Annotated in this window: 12 protein-coding genes; 7 read left to right on the top strand and 5 right to left on the bottom strand. The window is 69.7% G+C overall.

What is annotated here, in order from left to right:
* Positions 1–3: 3 nt before the first annotated feature.
* Positions 4–204 (top strand): hypothetical protein, encoded by a 201-nt coding sequence (locus tag AC1DNF_RS15770; protein ID WP_478149546.1) that lies wholly within the window; start codon positions 4–6, stop codon positions 202–204.
* A 1-nt stretch (position 205) separates the two neighbouring features.
* On the opposite strand, the gene moeA is transcribed toward AC1DNF_RS15770, so the two are convergent.
* From moeA to moaA, 3 genes are read right to left on the bottom strand one after another with little or no spacing between them, the layout of a single operon-like run.
* Positions 206–1,519 carry a molybdopterin molybdotransferase MoeA gene (moeA, locus tag AC1DNF_RS15765; protein WP_478149545.1) on the bottom strand — a complete coding sequence of 438 codons (1,314 nt, stop codon included), beginning with the start codon at positions 1,517–1,519 and terminating at the stop codon, positions 206–208.
* A gap of 11 nt (positions 1,520–1,530) precedes the next feature.
* Positions 1,531–2,181 carry a molybdenum cofactor guanylyltransferase MobA gene (gene mobA, locus AC1DNF_RS15760; RefSeq protein ID WP_478149544.1) on the bottom strand — a complete coding sequence of 217 codons (651 nt, stop codon included), beginning with the start codon at positions 2,179–2,181 and terminating at the stop codon, positions 1,531–1,533.
* Entirely contained in the window at positions 2,178–3,290 is a 1,113-nt protein-coding gene (moaA, locus tag AC1DNF_RS15755) for a GTP 3',8-cyclase MoaA (RefSeq protein ID WP_478149543.1), read from the bottom strand. Before moaA ends, mobA begins: the two co-directional genes overlap by 4 nt.
* A gap of 167 nt (positions 3,291–3,457) precedes the next feature.
* On the opposite strand from moaA, the gene AC1DNF_RS15750 reads away from it, so the two are divergent.
* Together AC1DNF_RS15750 and AC1DNF_RS15745 are read left to right on the top strand one after the other, a co-directional pair.
* Positions 3,458–5,029 carry a toll/interleukin-1 receptor domain-containing protein gene (locus AC1DNF_RS15750; RefSeq protein ID WP_478149542.1) on the top strand — a complete coding sequence of 524 codons (1,572 nt, stop codon included), beginning with the start codon at positions 3,458–3,460 and terminating at the stop codon, positions 5,027–5,029.
* Positions 5,022–9,458, top strand: a complete 4,437-nt coding sequence (locus AC1DNF_RS15745; protein WP_478149541.1) for an nSTAND1 domain-containing NTPase — start codon at positions 5,022–5,024, stop codon at positions 9,456–9,458. Before AC1DNF_RS15750 ends, AC1DNF_RS15745 begins: the two co-directional genes overlap by 8 nt.
* Before the next feature lie 71 nt (positions 9,459–9,529).
* On the opposite strand, the gene AC1DNF_RS15740 is transcribed toward AC1DNF_RS15745, so the two are convergent.
* Entirely contained in the window at positions 9,530–10,177 is a 648-nt protein-coding gene (locus AC1DNF_RS15740; RefSeq protein WP_478149540.1) for a helix-turn-helix domain-containing protein, read from the bottom strand.
* A 53-nt stretch (positions 10,178–10,230) separates the two neighbouring features.
* Here AC1DNF_RS15740 and argE point away from each other — a divergent pair, with 53 nt between their 5' ends.
* The 4 genes from argE to AC1DNF_RS15720 are packed head-to-tail and all read left to right on the top strand — an operon-like array spanning position 10,231 to position 14,797.
* A complete protein-coding gene (argE, locus tag AC1DNF_RS15735) occupies positions 10,231–11,424 on the top strand; it encodes an acetylornithine deacetylase (protein ID WP_478149539.1) in 1,194 nt (397 codons plus the stop codon).
* A 50-nt stretch (positions 11,425–11,474) separates the two neighbouring features.
* Complete coding sequence (locus tag AC1DNF_RS15730) at positions 11,475–12,767, top strand: MFS transporter (RefSeq protein WP_478149538.1); 1,293 nt, start codon at positions 11,475–11,477, stop codon at positions 12,765–12,767.
* A 27-nt stretch (positions 12,768–12,794) separates the two neighbouring features.
* Complete coding sequence (locus AC1DNF_RS15725) at positions 12,795–13,799, top strand: threonine/serine dehydratase (RefSeq protein WP_478149537.1); 1,005 nt, start codon at positions 12,795–12,797, stop codon at positions 13,797–13,799.
* Positions 13,796–14,797, top strand: a complete 1,002-nt coding sequence (locus AC1DNF_RS15720; protein WP_478149536.1) for an ornithine cyclodeaminase family protein — start codon at positions 13,796–13,798, stop codon at positions 14,795–14,797. The genes AC1DNF_RS15725 and AC1DNF_RS15720 overlap by 4 nt, the downstream gene beginning before the upstream one ends.
* A 22-nt stretch (positions 14,798–14,819) precedes the next feature.
* Here AC1DNF_RS15720 and AC1DNF_RS15715 read toward each other — a convergent pair whose 3' ends face one another.
* Positions 14,820–16,253: an aldehyde dehydrogenase family protein gene (locus tag AC1DNF_RS15715; RefSeq protein ID WP_478149535.1), complete on the bottom strand. Its 1,434-nt coding sequence runs from the start codon at positions 16,251–16,253 to the stop codon at positions 14,820–14,822.
* Between the last annotated feature and the right edge of the window lies 1 nt (position 16,254).

The following is a 16,254-nucleotide window of genomic DNA, read 5'->3' as shown; positions in this document are numbered from 1 at the left end:
CTGGTGGTCGATGACTGGTACCTGGGGGCCGAGCACCGCGTGGAGCAGTTCCAGACCAGCGACGGCAAGCTGCTGCTGGAGTCGCAGGTCCACCTGCTGACGGAGGCGATGGCGGGGTTTGCTCCGCCGCCCGCGGGCGAGACGAAGCTGGCGCCAAGCTATCAAGCCAGCCTGGGGACGCTGATCGCGGCCAACTGGCAGTGATCTACAGCACGCCGTCGAACATCATGACGTCGACGGCGTCACCCGCGGCCACGCTGCCCTGCTCATGGTGCAGTACCACGAGCCCATTGGCCTCGACCATCGAGCTCAGCACGCCGGAACCCTGATTGCCGGCGATGCGCACCTCGGGCAGCGCGCCCGGCACGGACTGTACCCAGCCGCGCTGGTATTCGGTGCGGCCGGGCTTCTTGCGGATCGCGCCGACGCTCGTCGCGCGCAGCAGGGGCGGCGGCGCGGAGCAGGCTTCGTTGCAGCCCATCATGCGCAGCAGGGCGGGGCGCACGAACGCGAGGAAGGTGACCATGACGGCCACCGGATTGCCGGGCAGGCCGAAGAGCACCGCGGGCCCGCGGTCGCCGGTCGGCGTCGGAATCAGTCCCACCGCCATGGGCCGGCCCGGCCGCATGGCGACGCGCCAGAAGGCCATGTCCCCGAGGCGCTCCATCACGGCGCGCGTGTGGTCGGCCTCGCCGACGCTCACGCCGCCGCTGGTGATGATCGCGTCGGCCTCGGCCGCCGCGCGGCGCAGTGCCGATTCCAGCGCGGCCGGGTCGTCGCGCACCAGGCCCAGGTCGATCACTTCGCAGCCGAGCCGCGTGAGCAGGCCGAAGACGGTATAGCGGTTGCTGTCGTAGACGGCGCCTTCGCGCGGCGCTTCTCCGAGGCTCAGGATCTCGTCGCCGGTGGAGAAGTAGGCGACGCGCAGGCGGCGCAGCACGGGCACCATCGGCAGGCCCAGGCTCGCGACCATGCCCAGCGCGGCGGGCGAGACGATCTGGCCGCGCAGCAGGGCGGGCTTGCCCTGCATCAGGTCTTCGCCGGTGAAGCGGCGGTTGTCGCCGCGCCGCAGCGCTTCGGCGGGGAAGCGGACGGTGTCGCCCTCGAGCTTGCAGAACTCCTGCGGAACCACGGTGTCGAGGCCCGCCGGCATCACGGCGCCGGTCATGATCTTCACCGCCTCGCCGGCCGCGACGGTGCCGCGCCAGGCGGCGCCGGCGAAGGCCTTGCCGACCACGCGCAGGCTCAGCGATGCATCGGCGGCCGCCGGGGCGTCGAGCAGGGCGCCATCGAAGGCGAAGCCGTCCATCGCCGAGTTGTCGTGCGGCGGCACGCTGACCGGGGAGATGACGTCCTCGGCCAGAACGCGGCCCAGGGCCTCGCGCAGCGCGATGCGCTCGGCTTGCGTGACGACCGCGGATTCGGCGAGCCTGGCGAGAAAGGCCTGCACGGCGTCGACGCCGAGGGCCTTGGGGTCATAGCCGGCCAATGCGGCGGCTATTTCTGCGATACGGCTCATGGCGGGAGGAATCAGCTTCGCTGAGCTTCGAGCGCATGCAGCTCGGCCAGCGTGTTGGCGTTGTAGAAGGCGTCGGGCGCGTCGCCGGGCTGGTCGAAGGGCACGAGCACCGTGCGGTGTTGTGCGGTCCACTTGTCGATCTTGCGGCCGCCGTCCTGGGTGAAGCGCACCAGGCTTTCGAGCAGGGTGGTGGGCAGCAGGCAGAACACCGGCTGGGGACGCAGCACGGGCGCGGCACCGGGCTCGTCCGCGGCCTCGGGCGCGCTCACCATGGCGATTTCGGCGCCTTCGGCCGTCAAGGCTTCGGCCATCCGCCCGGCGAGGTCGAGCGGGAACAGCGGCGTGTCGCAGGGCACGGTCAGCAGGTAGGGCGTCTCGCAGCGTTCCAGCCCGGTCAGGAAGCCCGCGAGCGGACCGGCGTAGTCCGCCAGGCCATCCGGCCACACGGGCGCGCCGAATGACTCGTAGGCCGACAGGTTGCGGTTGGCATTGATCATCAGCTCGCCGACCTGCGGGCCCAGGCGCAGCAGGGCATTCATCGCGAGCGGCGTGCCGTTGAAGTTCTGCAGGCCCTTGTCGATGCCGCCCATGCGGGAGCCGCGCCCGCCGGCGAGCACGAGGCCGGTGATGTCGCCCGGGGCGATGGCGGTGGGGCTGCTCATCCGCCGATGTAGCTCATCTCGACGCGGCGCGGTGCGGGCCCATCGCCGTCGTCGGGCCCGCGCAATGCGCGCAGCTCGGAATAGCGGTCGGCGCGACCTTGCCAGATGTGGCCGACGGCCGATGCGATCCGCGCGTCGTCGGCGTCGCCGCGCAGGAGCGGGCGCAGGTCGTGGCCCGTGCTCGCGAAGAGGCAGAGGTAGAGCCGGCCTTCGGTCGACAGCCGCGCGCGGGTGCAGTCGTGGCAGAAGGCCTGCGTGACACTGCTGATGACGCCGATCTCGCCGCCGCCATCGCCGTAGGCCCAGCGCTGCGCGGTCTCGCCGGGCGCGCTGGCTTCGAGCGCCGTGAGCGGAAATTCCTCGGCGATGCGCCGCACGACCTCGGCCGAGGGCAGCACCTCGTCCATGCGCCAGCCGTTGGTGGCGCCGACATCCATGTACTCGATGAAGCGCAGCACCACGCCGGTGCCGCGAAAGTGGCGAGCCATGGGCAGGATCTCCTGCTCGTTGGTGCCCCGCTTGACGACCATGTTGACCTTGATCGGCCCCAGGCCGGCGGCCCGCGCGGCCTCGATCCCGGCGAGCACTTCGGCCACCGGGAAGTCGACGTCGTTCATGCCGCGGAATACCGTGTCGTCGAGGCCGTCCAGGCTCACGGTGACGCGGTTGAGGCCCGCGGCCTTCAAGGCGGGGGCCTTGCGCGCGAGCAGCGATCCGTTGGTGGTCAGCGTGAGGTCCAGCGGCTGGCCCTGCGGCGTGCGCAGGGTCGCCAGCTGCTCGACCAGGACTTCGAGGTTCTTGCGCAGCAGCGGCTCGCCACCGGTGAGGCGGATCTTGTGCACGCCGTGCGAGGCGAAGATGCGGGCCAGCCGCGTGATTTCCTCGAAGCTCAGCAGTGCGCTGTGGGGGAGGTACTGGTGGTCCTTGTCGAACACTTCCTTGGGCATGCAATAGCTGCAGCGGAAGTTGCAGCGGTCGGTCACGCTGATGCGCAGGTCGGTCAGCGGGCGGGCCAGGCGGTCGAGCAGCACGCCGGTGGCCGGTACAGCGACTTCGGGCACGCGAGGCGGGCGACCGATTTCGGAGATGTTCACGACATGCTTTTTCATGGATGAGGGCAATTTAACCCATTGGCCGGGTCCCGTCCTGCCTCATGGCTACTGTCGGCGAAGCGTCACGTTCCCGTGACGTCGCCAATGAGCGCCGAGGACCCGGCCGTGTCGCACGCGTGTGACCGTTGCGCGCGCGTGGGGCCCCGGCCAAACTGGTCCGCGCCATGGCCTCATCCAACGACATCTTCATCAGCTACGCGTGGGCGGACAACGAGCCGCCGGCCGGTGCGCTGGCGCCCGAGAAGGACCGCTGGGTATGGCAGTTCGAGCGGGCGCTGACGGCGGCGCTGCGCTCGAAGCTCGGCGCGCCGCTCAACGTCTGGATCGACCGCCGCAAGCTGAGGGCCAATTCGCTCATCGAGGGCATGCTGACCGAGGAGCTGCGGCGAAGCCGACTGCTGGTGGTGCTGATGTCGCCGAGCTGGAGCGCTTCGTCCTGGTGCCGCCTCGAACTCGAAACCTATCTCGCGCAGCACCCGGGCACCAAGACACAGGAAAGCGTCTTCGTGGTGGAGATCGAACCGGTGCCGCGCGCCACCTGGAACGAGCGCATCCGCGAGCTTGCGGCATTCACCTTCCACAAGCCGCTGGCCAATGGCAGGGGCAGCGTTCGCCTGGGCTACCCGCTTCCCGATCCGCGGCTGGACCGCGACTTCTACCTCGACGTCGTCACCCTGGCCGATGACATCGCCGCCGCGCTCGAGGCGCCGCTGGCGCAGCCTGCCGTGTCCGAGTCGCCGGGGCCGGTCGAGCCGGCGGCCTCATCCGCCTCATCCGCCTCATCCCCGTCGTCCGCGTCATCCGCGCCGCCTGGCTCGCTCGAGGCCGCGGTGCCCGAGGCGAGGCCGCGGGAGAGGGTGGTCTGGATTGCCGAGCCGACCGACGACCTGCAGCGCCGGCGCCGGGAACTGCAGGACGCCATCAGGCAAGCGGGCTTCGACGTCGTCAGCCCGAGCCTGGACGCCATGCTGCGCGCCGGCGGCGCGCCGATCGAGCGGCAGCTCGAGCAAGGCCTCTCCACGGCGGGGCTCTTCGTCCAACTGCTGGGCCCGCATGCCGGTCGCACGATGGAGGACGGACGAAGCTGGGCTCAGCTGCAGTCCGAGTTGGCGCACGCCGTGGCCGCGCGCGAAGGATGGCCGTTCATCGCCTGGCGTGCCATCGGTACTTCCTTCGATGAGGCCGAGGAGCCGCACCGTCTGCTGCTGAATGCCGCGGTCGAGCAGGGCTTCGAGGAATTGCGCCGAGACCTGATCCGGCGGCTGCCCGCGCAACGCACGCTACCGGCGGCCCCGCAGCTCGGCACGCCGGCACGTCCGTCGATCTGCATCACCTGCAGCGAGGAAGACACGAAGCTGGGCGACGAGGTGATGCGCATGCTCGACGACCTGGATGTCTTCTATCTCGAGTTCGTCGACGGTGCCGGCGGGGAGGAATCCCTGCCCGATCGCGCCGAGGACAAGGCCTTGTCCGAGAGCACCGGCGTCGTCATCGTCTACGGCGCGGCCGATGCGAACTGGCTGGTGAGCAAGGTCCAGCGCGCCAACCAGCTCCGCGGCAGGGGCGAGCGGCTGTGGGGCGCGCTGATCGATGCGCCGGTCGCGGGCAAGCGGCCGGCGCCGCGGGCGCGGGCGCGGGCGATCGAGCGCCACGACTGGAGCGGCGGGCCCGACTTCGAGCACATGCGCCGCTTCGTCGAGACGATCGGGTTCGCCGGGGGAGGGGCCCATGTTTGAACTTCATGATGTGGACCGGCCCTATCCCGGGCTGAGGCAGTTCGAGTCATGGGAGACCGAGATCTTCTTTGGCCGGCGCAAGCACACCGAGCGGTTGCTGGAGATCCTCGACCGCGAGCACTTCGTGGCCGTCATCGGCCCCTCCGGTTCGGGCAAGTCGAGCCTGGTTCGCGCGGGCCTGCTGCCGGAGCTGCCGCTCGGGCGCCTGCACACGGGGACCCGCTGGCGCATCGCGACCATGCGCCCCGGCAACGAGCCGGTTCGGCGTCTCGCGCGCGCCCTGCTGCGGCCGGAGGCGTTCGGGGAGGTGTTGCTGGATGCGGAGCGCATTCCACCCACACCCGATGCGCAGACGCTCGAGGTTGCCCTGGCCGAAGCCGAGCTTCGGCGCGGCCAGTTCGGTTTGATCGAGCTGGCCGCGCAGGCGGCGCGGCGCCAGGCGAGCGCCGACGCGAGCATCGGCGTGGAGCGCCCGCCGCTGAATCTTCTGTTGCTGGTCGATCAGTTCGAGGAACTGTTCACCCACCTCGATGTGGGCACGGGCGATCTCGAAGCACGCAGGACACTGGCGGAGGAAAGCGATGCCTTCGTCAACCTGCTGCTTTCGGCGCGGGCGGCGCGGGAGGCCCGGATCTTCGTGGTGATCACGATGCGCACCGATTTCCTGGGGGCCTGCGTTCGCTTCAGCGAGCTGCCGGACGCCATCAACCGCGCCCAGTACCTCACGCCCCGCCTGCAGCGGGAGGAGATTGCGCTTGCCATCACGGGCCCGGCGCGTCATTTCGGCGGGGAGGTCGATCCGGTGGTGGTGCAGGAGCTCATCAATGCCGTCGGCACGGACAGCGACCAGTTGCCGCTGCTGCAGCACGCGCTCAGCCGCATGTGGGCATTCGCGAGCCGTCGGGCAGGGCCGGGGGAGCCGGTCCATATCGCGCAGCAGGACTTCGAGGAGGCCGGCGGCGTGCGCGATGCGCTCGCCAGGCATGCCGACAGCGTGCTCGCCTCGCTGTGCGGCCTGTCGGCGGTACCCGAGCCGCTGCGGCCCGAGCAGGTGCTGGCGCGCGAGCTGTTCTGCGCCATCACCGAGCAGCGAAGCGCCGACAGCGGGGGGCAGACGGTGCGCCGGCCCCGGGCTCTGGCGGTGATCGCCGAGCGCGCCGGGCGGGTGCCGGAAGACTATTTCCCGGTGGTGCATGCCTTCGGCGACGAGCCGGTCAATTTCCTGGCCTGCCAGGGTCCGCTCGGGCCGGATACGGTGATCGACATTTCGCACGAGGCGCTGATCCGGCAATGGCCTCGGCTGGCGGGATGGGTCGCCGACGAGGCGCGCCGTGCGGGCGAGTACCGCCGCCTGCGGCGCCAGGCGCGCGCTTTTTTTGCCGGCGAGGTGGGCGCGGCCATGCTCGGCGGGGCCGCCCTGGCCCGTGCGCTGGAGTGGATGAACGGCGGCGGCGCGGCAAGCGACGACGACTGGCGCCCGAGCGCGGCATGGGCGGCCCGCTATGCGCGCGATGCGACGCCCGATGGGCAACGCGCCGAGTTCGAACAGGTCGCACGCTTCATCCGCGAGAGCGCCGACGACGCGGCGGCGGCCGAGCGCCGCGCGGCGCGCGAGCAAGAGCAGCGGCGCCAGGCAGAGAAGGCGGAGATCGAGCGCCGCGCCGCGATGGCGCTGCTCGCCGAGAAAGACCTGCGCATGCGCGCGGAGCGCAAGCGCGCCGACGAGGCGCGGCAGTCTGCCGCCAGGCAGCGCCGGATGAGCAAGCTGCTGCTCGTCGCCGCCGCGGTGGCCATCGCCCTGGCCGCCTACAGCGCTGTCCTGAAGGAGCAGGCGAACGACAGGCGCCGACTGGTCGAGACCCAGGCTCACGTGCTGAGGGGCAGGGCCTTGTGGTTGCCGCTGGCCATCGAATCGGGACGCCTGAGCGCCAAGGACGCCGATGCGCTGCTGCGCGTGCTGCGCGCGGATGGCGAGAACCTGTCCGCCTTCGCCACTCAGCTGCGCGACGAGGAATTCCTGGCCGAGCGCTTCGTGCGCGAACCGGCGCCCTTGCTGGCCGCCATGGTCGGACCGGGGCCGGCCGCCAGGGAGGCCATGCTGTCGCTGTTCGAGCGCCGACCTGCGGCCGCCGGGGCGGACGCCGCTGCGCGCTTGCTGGCGCGCGCCTTTCTGCGCGCCGCATTGGTCGAGGATTCCGCGGCGGACATGCCGCTCGCGCAGGATGTGGCGGCCGCGGCGGTCGGCTACAGCGACGACGACCGCGAAGGATGGCGTGTCTTCGGCCGGGCCCTGAGCTCGCTCACGCCCGATATGCGGATCACGCGCCGTCGCGCGTTGTTCGAGGCGCTCGACGCGGCCGCGCGCGATCCGGCGGCCACCCCGGCCCAGTCGCTCACCCTGTCGGTGGGCATGGGTGTTCTGAGCGGGTATGCGCCCGAGGCGGAACTCGGCCATGTCTACGACCGCTTGCTGAGCGCTTCGCTCAACGGCGTCGAGGCGGAGGTCCGGCGCGGCGTGCCGCTCGCCCAGGCGCGGCCGCTTGGCGGCGCCGAGGAGTTGCCGGTCATCGGCTCGCGCCGTGATGCCTTGGTTCTCTTGCTGATTCGCCTGGCGGGTCGTCTTCCGCCGGAGGATGCCAGACAGCGCTGGCGCGTGGTGCAGGAGGAAATCAGGCTTCGGCGAGGCGCCAGGAAGGCGTTCGAACTCGGCGCCGCGGCGCCGGCGGGTGCCAACGCCAGTCCGCTCGCCCTGCGCGGCGAAGCGAGCCGGCGCGGTCTCGATCGACGCGATCTGGTCCAGTTGCTCCCCGGTCTGGCGAGGCGCCTGGCGCCGGGGCCCGCCGCGGCGGCCTACGACGAGGTCACGCGCGTTCTGATCGACGAGTTCTGGGCGCCTCGTGGCACGCACCGCGATCCCGACGAGAACGACACCGACATCGAGGTCGGTGCCTACGGAATGGCGCTCGCGCCGCTGGCCCTTGCATTGACGCCGGAGCGCGCGGCCGCCGAGGCCACCCGGCTGCTCGATCGGGTCACGCAAAGGGGCAGGCCGGAGTCCACGCGCGAGGCATTCCTCATGACACTGGTGGGGCTTGTCGAGAGGATGGAAGGGCCGGCCGCGGTGGATTTCGCCGCGCGCCTGGGCAAGGCGAACTGGGATTCCGAGGATGCCGCCTTCCACGATGAGCCTTCGCGCGATGACGCCAGGCGATTGTGGGCGGCGCTGAGAAGCAGCCTGCCAGCCGGCGAACTGGCTCTCGCGCCAGGCTGGGCCCTTGACGCGTCGCCCACATCATCGGCCCCGGCACCGCGAGCACCGGGCGGCGCGCGGGCGCAGCCCGCGGCGGGCGATGGCGCGCTCTCGGTCGCCGAATGGATCGAGCGCATCAGCGCCATCGACGACACCGACTCCGACGATGCGCTGCCGACGCTGGACGCCGCGCTGGCGGCGGCCGTGCAACGCGCCCCGGCAGCGCAACTTGCCGCGAATGCCCAGAGCCTGCATGAGGCCTTGCTGCGGGCTCGGGACGCCGATCAGCGTGGGGTCCTGGCCCGGGCATTGCAGGCCACGGCGGCGCGTCTCGACCCCACGCAGGCGGGCGCGCTGCGGCATCGGATCGCGGCGGAGATGAATGCCGACGCTTCGGTCGATGCGCGCGCGCAACTTTGGGCGATCTACGAGGGACTCGTCCCGTCCGGCTCGATCGCGGAGCGCCGGGCGATTGCCCATGAACTGCTGACCTTGATCGAGACCGCCCATGCGCCGGTGTCCGTGGCGGGCGAGACTCTGCTGCAGATCGCGGGCCAGTTCGAAGCCGCCGACCGCATGGCACTGCTGCGCGACGTGGTTTCGGCGATGGCGCACGTGCCTGAGAGCCCCCTCACCAGCGCCGATCCTTCGCTCAATGTGGTTCGCTCCGCGGGATTGTGGCGCGAGGATGCGGTGCCCGCCGAACGGATGAAGGCGCTGGAACCCATCGCCGTCGCTCTGGCTCCGAGCGTCGCGCAGCCCGAGCGGGATGACATGCGCGAGGGCGTCATCGGCGCCATCCTGGCCAGCCACAGCATGGCCGCCGCCGATGCTCTGGGCCGCGTGCTGCGCGGCTTGGGCGGCGACACGGAAGCGGAGCGACGGCGGGCCGTCGCGCAGTTCATGGCGACGCTGCCGCGCTGCGCCCGGGCGCAGGACGTGAGCGCATTGGCCGCCGCCGCGCGCTGGAATCTCGATCAACAGCCGGCCTCGTACGAAGTCGCTCGCGACATGTTCGAGCTGATGAAATATCCCTCGTCCGCGCGAGAGGCCGCGGCCAGCGTGCGCGCGAAGTTCGCGGAAGCACCCGGCGCCGATGCCGGTCTATGGGCGCTGGTCGGCTGGGCTCGCAAGACCTGGCCCGCGCTGCCGCTCGACGCCCGGCCCCAGGGCGCCTGACAGGCCTAGACGCGGCGCGCGCCGTCGACTCCGATGCAGTGCATCGCCCGCGGCATTCGAGTACCGGCGCGTCAGGCCAGGCCCGCCAGCGGCGCGCCGCCGGGTTCGTTGCAGCAGACCACGAGGATCTGCGCGCCGTCGATGCCGCCGTTCACGTACAGGTGACCCAGGCCGCTGTCGAAATAGATGCTGTCGTGCTTCTCCAGTCGCTCGACGCGGCCATCGACGAAATGCATCTCCAGCGCGCCGTCGAGCACGAAGATGAATTCCTCACCCGGGTGTTTGCTGAACTGGCCGGGACGCAGCACGGAATCGGCCTCGACCCGACCGATCATGGGTGTCATCTTCTTGGCGGTCACCTGCGTCGCCAGCATGCCGTACAGGTAACGCTCGGAGTGGTATTCGACGACGTCCTTGCTTCGCGTCACCACCACGCTCCCCGGGATGAAACCGGCCGGCTGGCTGCCGAACAGCGTCGACAGGTCCAGCTGCAGGGCGGCGGCCAGGGCGGCGAACTTCTCGTAGCTGAGCGCCAGCAGGCCGCGTTCGGCCTTGGAAATCGACGCCACGGAGACCTGCGACTTCTGGGCCAGATCGGCCAGGGTAAGGCGCTGCGCGAGGCGGGCAGCGCGCAGGCGCGCGCCGAGTTCGATCTTGTCCAGGACGACGCCCTGGCCCGGCGTAGAAGGAGGAGGGGGAGGCGAGGCGGATGGAGGCATGTCGGCCCGTGTAGAAATTTTCTTATCTGAAAATTTTCGCATATGATAATTCTGTGAGCACCCCAAACACCTCCTCTAAAGCACCGATTTCGCTTCCCTGGATCGAGAAGCTGATTCGGTTCGACACGACCAGCTTCGAGCCTAATCTCGGCCTCATCGAGACGGTCCGGGACCATCTCGAACAGCAGGGCCTCGCATCGACGCTCACCTACGAGGCCACGGGCAGGAAGGCGAATCTGTTCGCGACGCTGCCGGCGGCGGACGGCGCGACCCAAGGCGGCATCGTGCTGTCCGGCCACACCGACACGGTGCCGGTCAAGGGCCAGGCCTGGGACAGCGGTCCCTTCGATCCGGTCGTGCGCGACGGCAAGCTGTTCGGCCGCGGCGCGTGCGACATGAAGGGCTTCATCGGCGTCGTGCTGACGATGCTGCCCGAGATGAAGGCCGCGCGCCTGAGGGAGCCGATCCATTTCGCGTTTTCCTGCGACGAGGAACTGGGCTGTACCGGCGCGCCCTACATGCTGGCGGACCTGAAGGCGCGGGGCATTCATGCCAATGGCTGCATCGTGGGCGAGCCGACCGACATGCGCGTCATCGTGGCGCACAAGGGCATCAACGCCTACCGCTGCCGCGTGCATGGCCATGCCGCGCATTCCTCGCTGACGCCGCAGGGCCTCAACGCCATCGAGTACGCCGCCCGGCTGATCTGTTTCATCCGCGACCAGGCGGATCGGTTTCGCGCCGACGGGCCCTTCGACGACGCCTTCGACGTGCCCTTCACCACGCTGCAGACAGGCCTCATCCAGGGCGGCATCGCGCTCAACACGATCCCGTCGCAGTGCGAGTTCAGCTTCGAGTACCGCAACCTGCCCGGCGTGGACAGCGCGCCCATCATCGAGCGCATCAAGGACTACGCGGCGAACACGCTGCTGCCGCGAATGAAGGGCGAGCACCCGGGCGCCAGCATCGAGTTCGATCTGCTCGCCGCCGCGCCGACGCTGGATGCCTCCGAGCACGCGGCGATCACGCAACTGGTGCGCGCGCTCACGCAAGACCGGGGCGTGCGCAAGGTGGCCTATGGCACCGAGGCCGGCCTGTTCGAGCAGATGGGTGTGCCGTCCGTGATCTGCGGGCCGGGCAACATCGAACAGGCCCACAAGGCGAACGAGTTCGTCACCCTGGCGCAGATCGAACAGTGCGAATCCTTCCTTCGCAAGCTGATCCGGAGCATGCGCTCCGCGCCGTGAATCCGCGGCCGAAAACAACAACGCAACAGAGACAGGAAAGAAGAGTACCCATGGCCCATGTTCATGCCCAAGCTGGTCTGCCGGACCGTTCCTTCCAGGCCGATGCGCCGCCCTGGCGCGCCGTCATCTCGGCGTCCATCGGCAATGCGCTGGAGTGGTTCGACCTGGTGGTGTACGGCTTCTTCGCCGCGACGATTTCCAGGCTCTTCTTTCCGACGGGCGACGACACGGTGTCGCTGTTGCTGACGCTGGGCACCTTCGGCGTGTCCTTCTTCATGCGCCCGCTCGGCGCGGTGCTGATCGGCGCCTATGCCGACCGCGCCGGCCGCAAGGCCGCGCTGACGCTGTCCATCGTCCTGATGTTCACCGGCACGCTGATGATCTCGATCGTGCCGACCTTCGGCAGCATCGGCCTGCTCGCGCCTGCCGTGCTGGTGGTGGCGCGCATGATCCAGGGCTTGTCGGCGGGGGGCGAGTTCGGCAGCGCCACCGCCTTCCTGGCGGAGCACGCGCCCCGGCGGCGTGGCTTCTTCTCCAGCTGGCAGGTCGCCAGCCAGGGCCTGACCACCTTGCTGGCAGCCGGTTTCGGCGCGGTGCTCACCGGTACGCTGACGGCCGAGCAGATGGCATCGTGGGGCTGGCGCATTCCATTCATCTTCGGTCTGCTGATCGGCCCGGTGGCCTACTACATCCGCCGCAACGTCGACGAAAGCCCCGAGTTCGCGAAGATCGAAGCCACGGCCACGCCGCTGCGCGACACCTTCCGCGACCAGAAGGTGCGCCTGCTGCTGGCCATCGGCATCGTGATCCTGGGCACGGTGGCGACCTACCTGGTGCTCTTCATGCCGACCTACGGCGTCAAGCAACTGGGCCTGCCGGCTTCGGTGGTGTTCACGGCAACCATGATGGTCGGCGTGATCCAGATGCTGTTCTCGCCCTTCATCGGCCATCTCTCGGATTCGGCGGGGCGCGTGCGCATCATGCTGGTCGCCGCCGTGCTGCTGCTCCTGGCCATCTACCCGATGTTCGCCTTGCTGGTGGCGCGGCCGAGCTTCGGCACGCTGCTGCTGGTGGAGATCGTCTTCGGCTGCCTGATGACCGCCTATTTCGCGCCGGTGCCGGCGCTGCTGTCGGAACTGTTTCCGACCCGGACCCGCACCACCGGGCTCTCTTTGAGCTACAACACGGCCGTGACGATCTTCGGCGGCTTCGCGCCCTTCATCCTGACCTGGTTGATCAGCGTCACCCACGACAAACTCTCACCCAGCTATTACCTGATCTTCGCCGCCATCATCAGCATCGTCGCGCTCCTGTTCACGCGGCGCCGGCTGGGCATGAAGTAGCCATCATTCAAAGCCAAACGACATTCCATGAATCCGACTTCCGACCTGATCGACGGCCAACCGGTGCCCACGCTGGAGGCCATCGGCGAACTCAGCGCCGCCCTGCAGCCCTACGTGTTCGCTACGCCGGTGCTGGACAAGGACGCGCTGTCGACCCTGCCGGCCGCGCGCATCAACTTCAAGTTCGAGCTGCTGCAGGCCAGCGGCACCTTCAAGGCCCGCGGCGCCTTCTCCAACCTGCTGGCGCTCGACCCCGGGCAGCGGCAGGCAGGCGTGACCTGCGTGAGCGCTGGCAACCACGCGGTGGCGGTGGCCTATGCGGCGATGAAGCTCGGCATCAGCGCCAAGGTGGTCATGATCAAGACAGCCAACCCGTTTCGCGTGGCGTTGTGCCGCCAATACGGCGCCGAGATCGTGATGGCCGACAACGGCGCCGCGGCCTTCGAGCGGGTCCACCAGATCGAGAGCGAAGAAGGCCGCTTCTTCGTGCATCCGTTCAGCAGCTACCGCACGGTGCTGGGTACGGCCACGCTCGGCCATGAGTGGGCCCGGCAGGCACCGAAGCTCGACGCCGTGATCGTCCCGGTCGGCGGCGGCGGCCTGATGGCGGGCGTTTCCACCGCGTTCAAGCTGATCCAGCCCGACTGCAAGGTCTACGGCGTCGAACCCGAAGGCGCCGACGCCATGGCCCGCAGCTTCGACGCCGGCCACCCCATCAAGATGGGTCCGATGCAGGGCATTGCCGACAGCCTGATGGCGCCGCACACCGAGGCCTACAGCTACGCGCTGTGCCGCAGGAACGTCGACCGGCTCGTGACGGTGTCCGACGACCAGATCCGGCGCGCGATGCTCCACCTGTTCGAGGAACTCAAGCTGTCGCCGGAGCCGGCTTGTGCGGCCGCGACGGCGGGGCTGCTCGGGCCGCTGCGCGAGGAACTCGAGGGCCAGCGAGTGGGTGTTCTCCTGTGCGGCACCAACACCGACCTGGGGACGCTCACCAGGCACCTGGACGCTGCGCGGGCGCTGGCATGAGCGATGCGGCGGGTCCTGTCCTGTTTCTCTCGCGCGAGGAAGTTGCGCGCTTGTTGAGTGTCGCGGACTGCATCGACCTGATGTCCGATGCCATGGCGGCGCTCGCGCGTGGCGAGGTCCACCAGCCGCTGCGGCAGATCGTGAGGCCGCCGGACGCCAAGGGGCTGCTGGGCCTGATGCCCGCCTACATCGGGGGCGCCGAGCCGGTCTATGGTGCCAAGACCGCCGGCTTCTTTCCCGGCAACAGCGCGATCGGGCTGGACCCGCATCAAGGCTGCGTGCTGCTGCTCAGCGGCGAGACCGGCGCGCTCATGGCCGTGATGTCGGCGTCCGAGATCACGGGCATCCGGACCGCGGCGATGACCGGCCTCGCGACACGCCTGCTGGCCAGGCCCGAGGCCAGCCGCCTGGCGCTGATCGGCAGTGGCCACCAGGCGCACTGGCAGTTGCAGGCCGCGGCGGCCGTGCGGCCGCTGGCATCGGTCAAGGTCGCGGCGCGCAGCCTGTCGAGCGCGCAGGCGTTCGTGGAGGCGCAGCAGCGGTCTCATGGTTTTGTCATGGAGGCGGTGGAGTCCGTGGAGGCGGCGGTAGGCGACGCCGACATCGTGATCACCGTCACCGGAGCGCGCGAGCCGATCCTGCGGCAGGAATGGATTGCGCCGGGTACTCACATCAACGCCGTCGGCTCCAGCACGACTTCGCACTGCGAGATCGACCCGGCGCTGATGGGCCGCGCGTCTCTGTTCGTCGACCGGCGCGAATCCACGCTCAACGAATCGGGCGACTATCTGAATGCCTTTCGCGCCGGCATGGTCACGCCCGCGAGTCTGCTCGCGGAGATCGGCGAGCTGGTCGTCGGCCGGCATCCGGGGCGCGCCGGTGCGGACGAAGTGACGCTGTTCAAGTCGCTGGGCATGGCGCTCGAAGACGTGGCGACGGCCCGGCTGTTGTACCAGCGCGCCAAGGCCGCCGGTACCGGGGCCTGGCTGGCCCCATAGCCAAGGCGCCGCGCCGCGCCGCTCAGCCGTGGCGCACGGCCACGGTCTTCAGTGTCGTGAAGCCATAGAGCGCCTCGAAGCCCTTCTCGCGCCCATAGCCCGAGGACTTCACGCCGCCGAAAGGCAGCTCCACGCCGCCGCCCGCACCGTAGTTGTTGATGAAGACCTGGCCGCTGCGCACGCGCCTGGCCATGCGGAACTGGCGCGCGCCGTTCTGCGTCCAGACGCCCGCAACCAGGCCGAACTGCGTCGCGTTGGCGAGCGCCACGGCTTCGTCCTCGTCGCGAAAGGACATGGCGGCCAGCACGGGGCCGAAGACTTCCTCCTGTGCGAGCCGGTGATCGACCGGCACGTCACGCAGCAGCGTGGGTGCCTGGTAGAAGCCCGTTTCGGGCGCCTCGTCGACCACCACGCCTTGCGCGACCATCGGGATGCCCGCCACCTGCGCGTCGGAGAGAAAGTCCCACACGCGCTGCTGCTGCGTCTGCCGGATCAGCGGCCCGACGTCCAGGTCCATGGCCGCCGGGCCGACGCGCAGGGCGCCGAAGGCGTGGCCGAGGCGTTCGAGCAGTGGCTCGTAGATGGTCTTGTCGATCAGTACGCGCGAGCCGGCCGAGCAGGTCTGGCCGGCGTTCTGCACGATCGCGTTGATGATCACGGGGATGGCGGCGTCCAGGTCGGCGTCGGCGAAGATGATCTGCGGGCTCTTGCCGCCGAGTTCCAGCGTGACCGGGCAATGCCGCTCGGCCGCGACCTGCTGGATCAGTGTGCCGACCTTGGGGCTGCCGGTGAAGCTGATGTGGTCGATGCCGCCATGGCGCGCCAGCGCGTCGCCGACCTCATGCCCATAGCCGGTCACGATGTTGAGCGCGCCGGGCGGGAAGCCCACTTCGGCGGCCAGCTGCGCGACGCGGATCAGCGAGAGGCAGGCGTCTTCGGAAGGCTTGACCACGCAGACGTTGCCCGCGGCCAGCGCGCCGCCCACGCTGCGCCCGAAGATCTGCATCGGGTAGTTCCACGGGATGATGTGGCCGGTGACGCCGTGCGGCTCGCGCCAGGTGAAGACGCTGTAGCCGTCCTGGTAGGGAATGGTCTCGCCGTGCAGCTTGTCGCAGGCGCCGGCGTAGAACTCGAAGTAGCGCACCAGCGCCAGTGCGTCCGCGCGCGCCTGCTTGACGGGCTTGCCGCAGTCGCGTTGCTCGATGAGCGTCAGTTCGTCCACATGCTCGGCAATCTTCAGCGAGAGCTTGTAGAGCAGGCGGCTGCGGTCGGCCGCGCTGAGCTTCTGGCATGTGGTCTCGAAGCAGTGGCGTGCGGCGCGCACGGCCGCGTCGATGTCGGCGGCATTGCTGCGCTGCAGTTCGTCGAAGGGCTGGCCGTCGGAGGGGTCGATGACGGGCAGGGTACGGCCGGACGCGGAGGCAATGGCTTGGTTGCCGATGTAGTTGAGTTGCATG

The sequence above is a fragment of the Variovorax sp. 01T432 genome (assembly GCF_056398605.1).
Note: the sequence above shows the minus strand (reverse complement) of the source record. Positions and strands in the feature narration are given on the sequence as shown.

Excerpts from the sequence above, each read along its gene's own strand:
- moeA (WP_478149545.1), bottom strand. The coding sequence starts at position 1,519 with ATGAGCCGTATCGCAGAAATAGCCGCCGCATTGGCCGGCTATGACCCC.
- mobA (WP_478149544.1), bottom strand. The coding sequence starts at position 2,181 with ATGAGCAGCCCCACCGCCATCGCCCCGGGCGACATCACCGGCCTCGTG.
- moaA (WP_478149543.1), bottom strand. The coding sequence starts at position 3,290 with ATGAAAAAGCATGTCGTGAACATCTCCGAAATCGGTCGCCCGCCTCGC.
- AC1DNF_RS15750 (WP_478149542.1), top strand. The coding sequence starts at position 3,458 with ATGGCCTCATCCAACGACATCTTCATCAGCTACGCGTGGGCGGACAAC.
- AC1DNF_RS15745 (WP_478149541.1), top strand. The coding sequence starts at position 5,022 with ATGTTTGAACTTCATGATGTGGACCGGCCCTATCCCGGGCTGAGGCAG.
- AC1DNF_RS15740 (WP_478149540.1), bottom strand. The coding sequence starts at position 10,177 with ATGCCTCCATCCGCCTCGCCTCCCCCTCCTCCTTCTACGCCGGGCCAG.
- AC1DNF_RS15730 (WP_478149538.1), top strand. The coding sequence starts at position 11,475 with ATGGCCCATGTTCATGCCCAAGCTGGTCTGCCGGACCGTTCCTTCCAG.
- AC1DNF_RS15725 (WP_478149537.1), top strand. The coding sequence starts at position 12,795 with ATGAATCCGACTTCCGACCTGATCGACGGCCAACCGGTGCCCACGCTG.
- AC1DNF_RS15720 (WP_478149536.1), top strand. The coding sequence starts at position 13,796 with ATGAGCGATGCGGCGGGTCCTGTCCTGTTTCTCTCGCGCGAGGAAGTT.
- AC1DNF_RS15715 (WP_478149535.1), bottom strand. The coding sequence starts at position 16,253 with ATGCAACTCAACTACATCGGCAACCAAGCCATTGCCTCCGCGTCCGGC.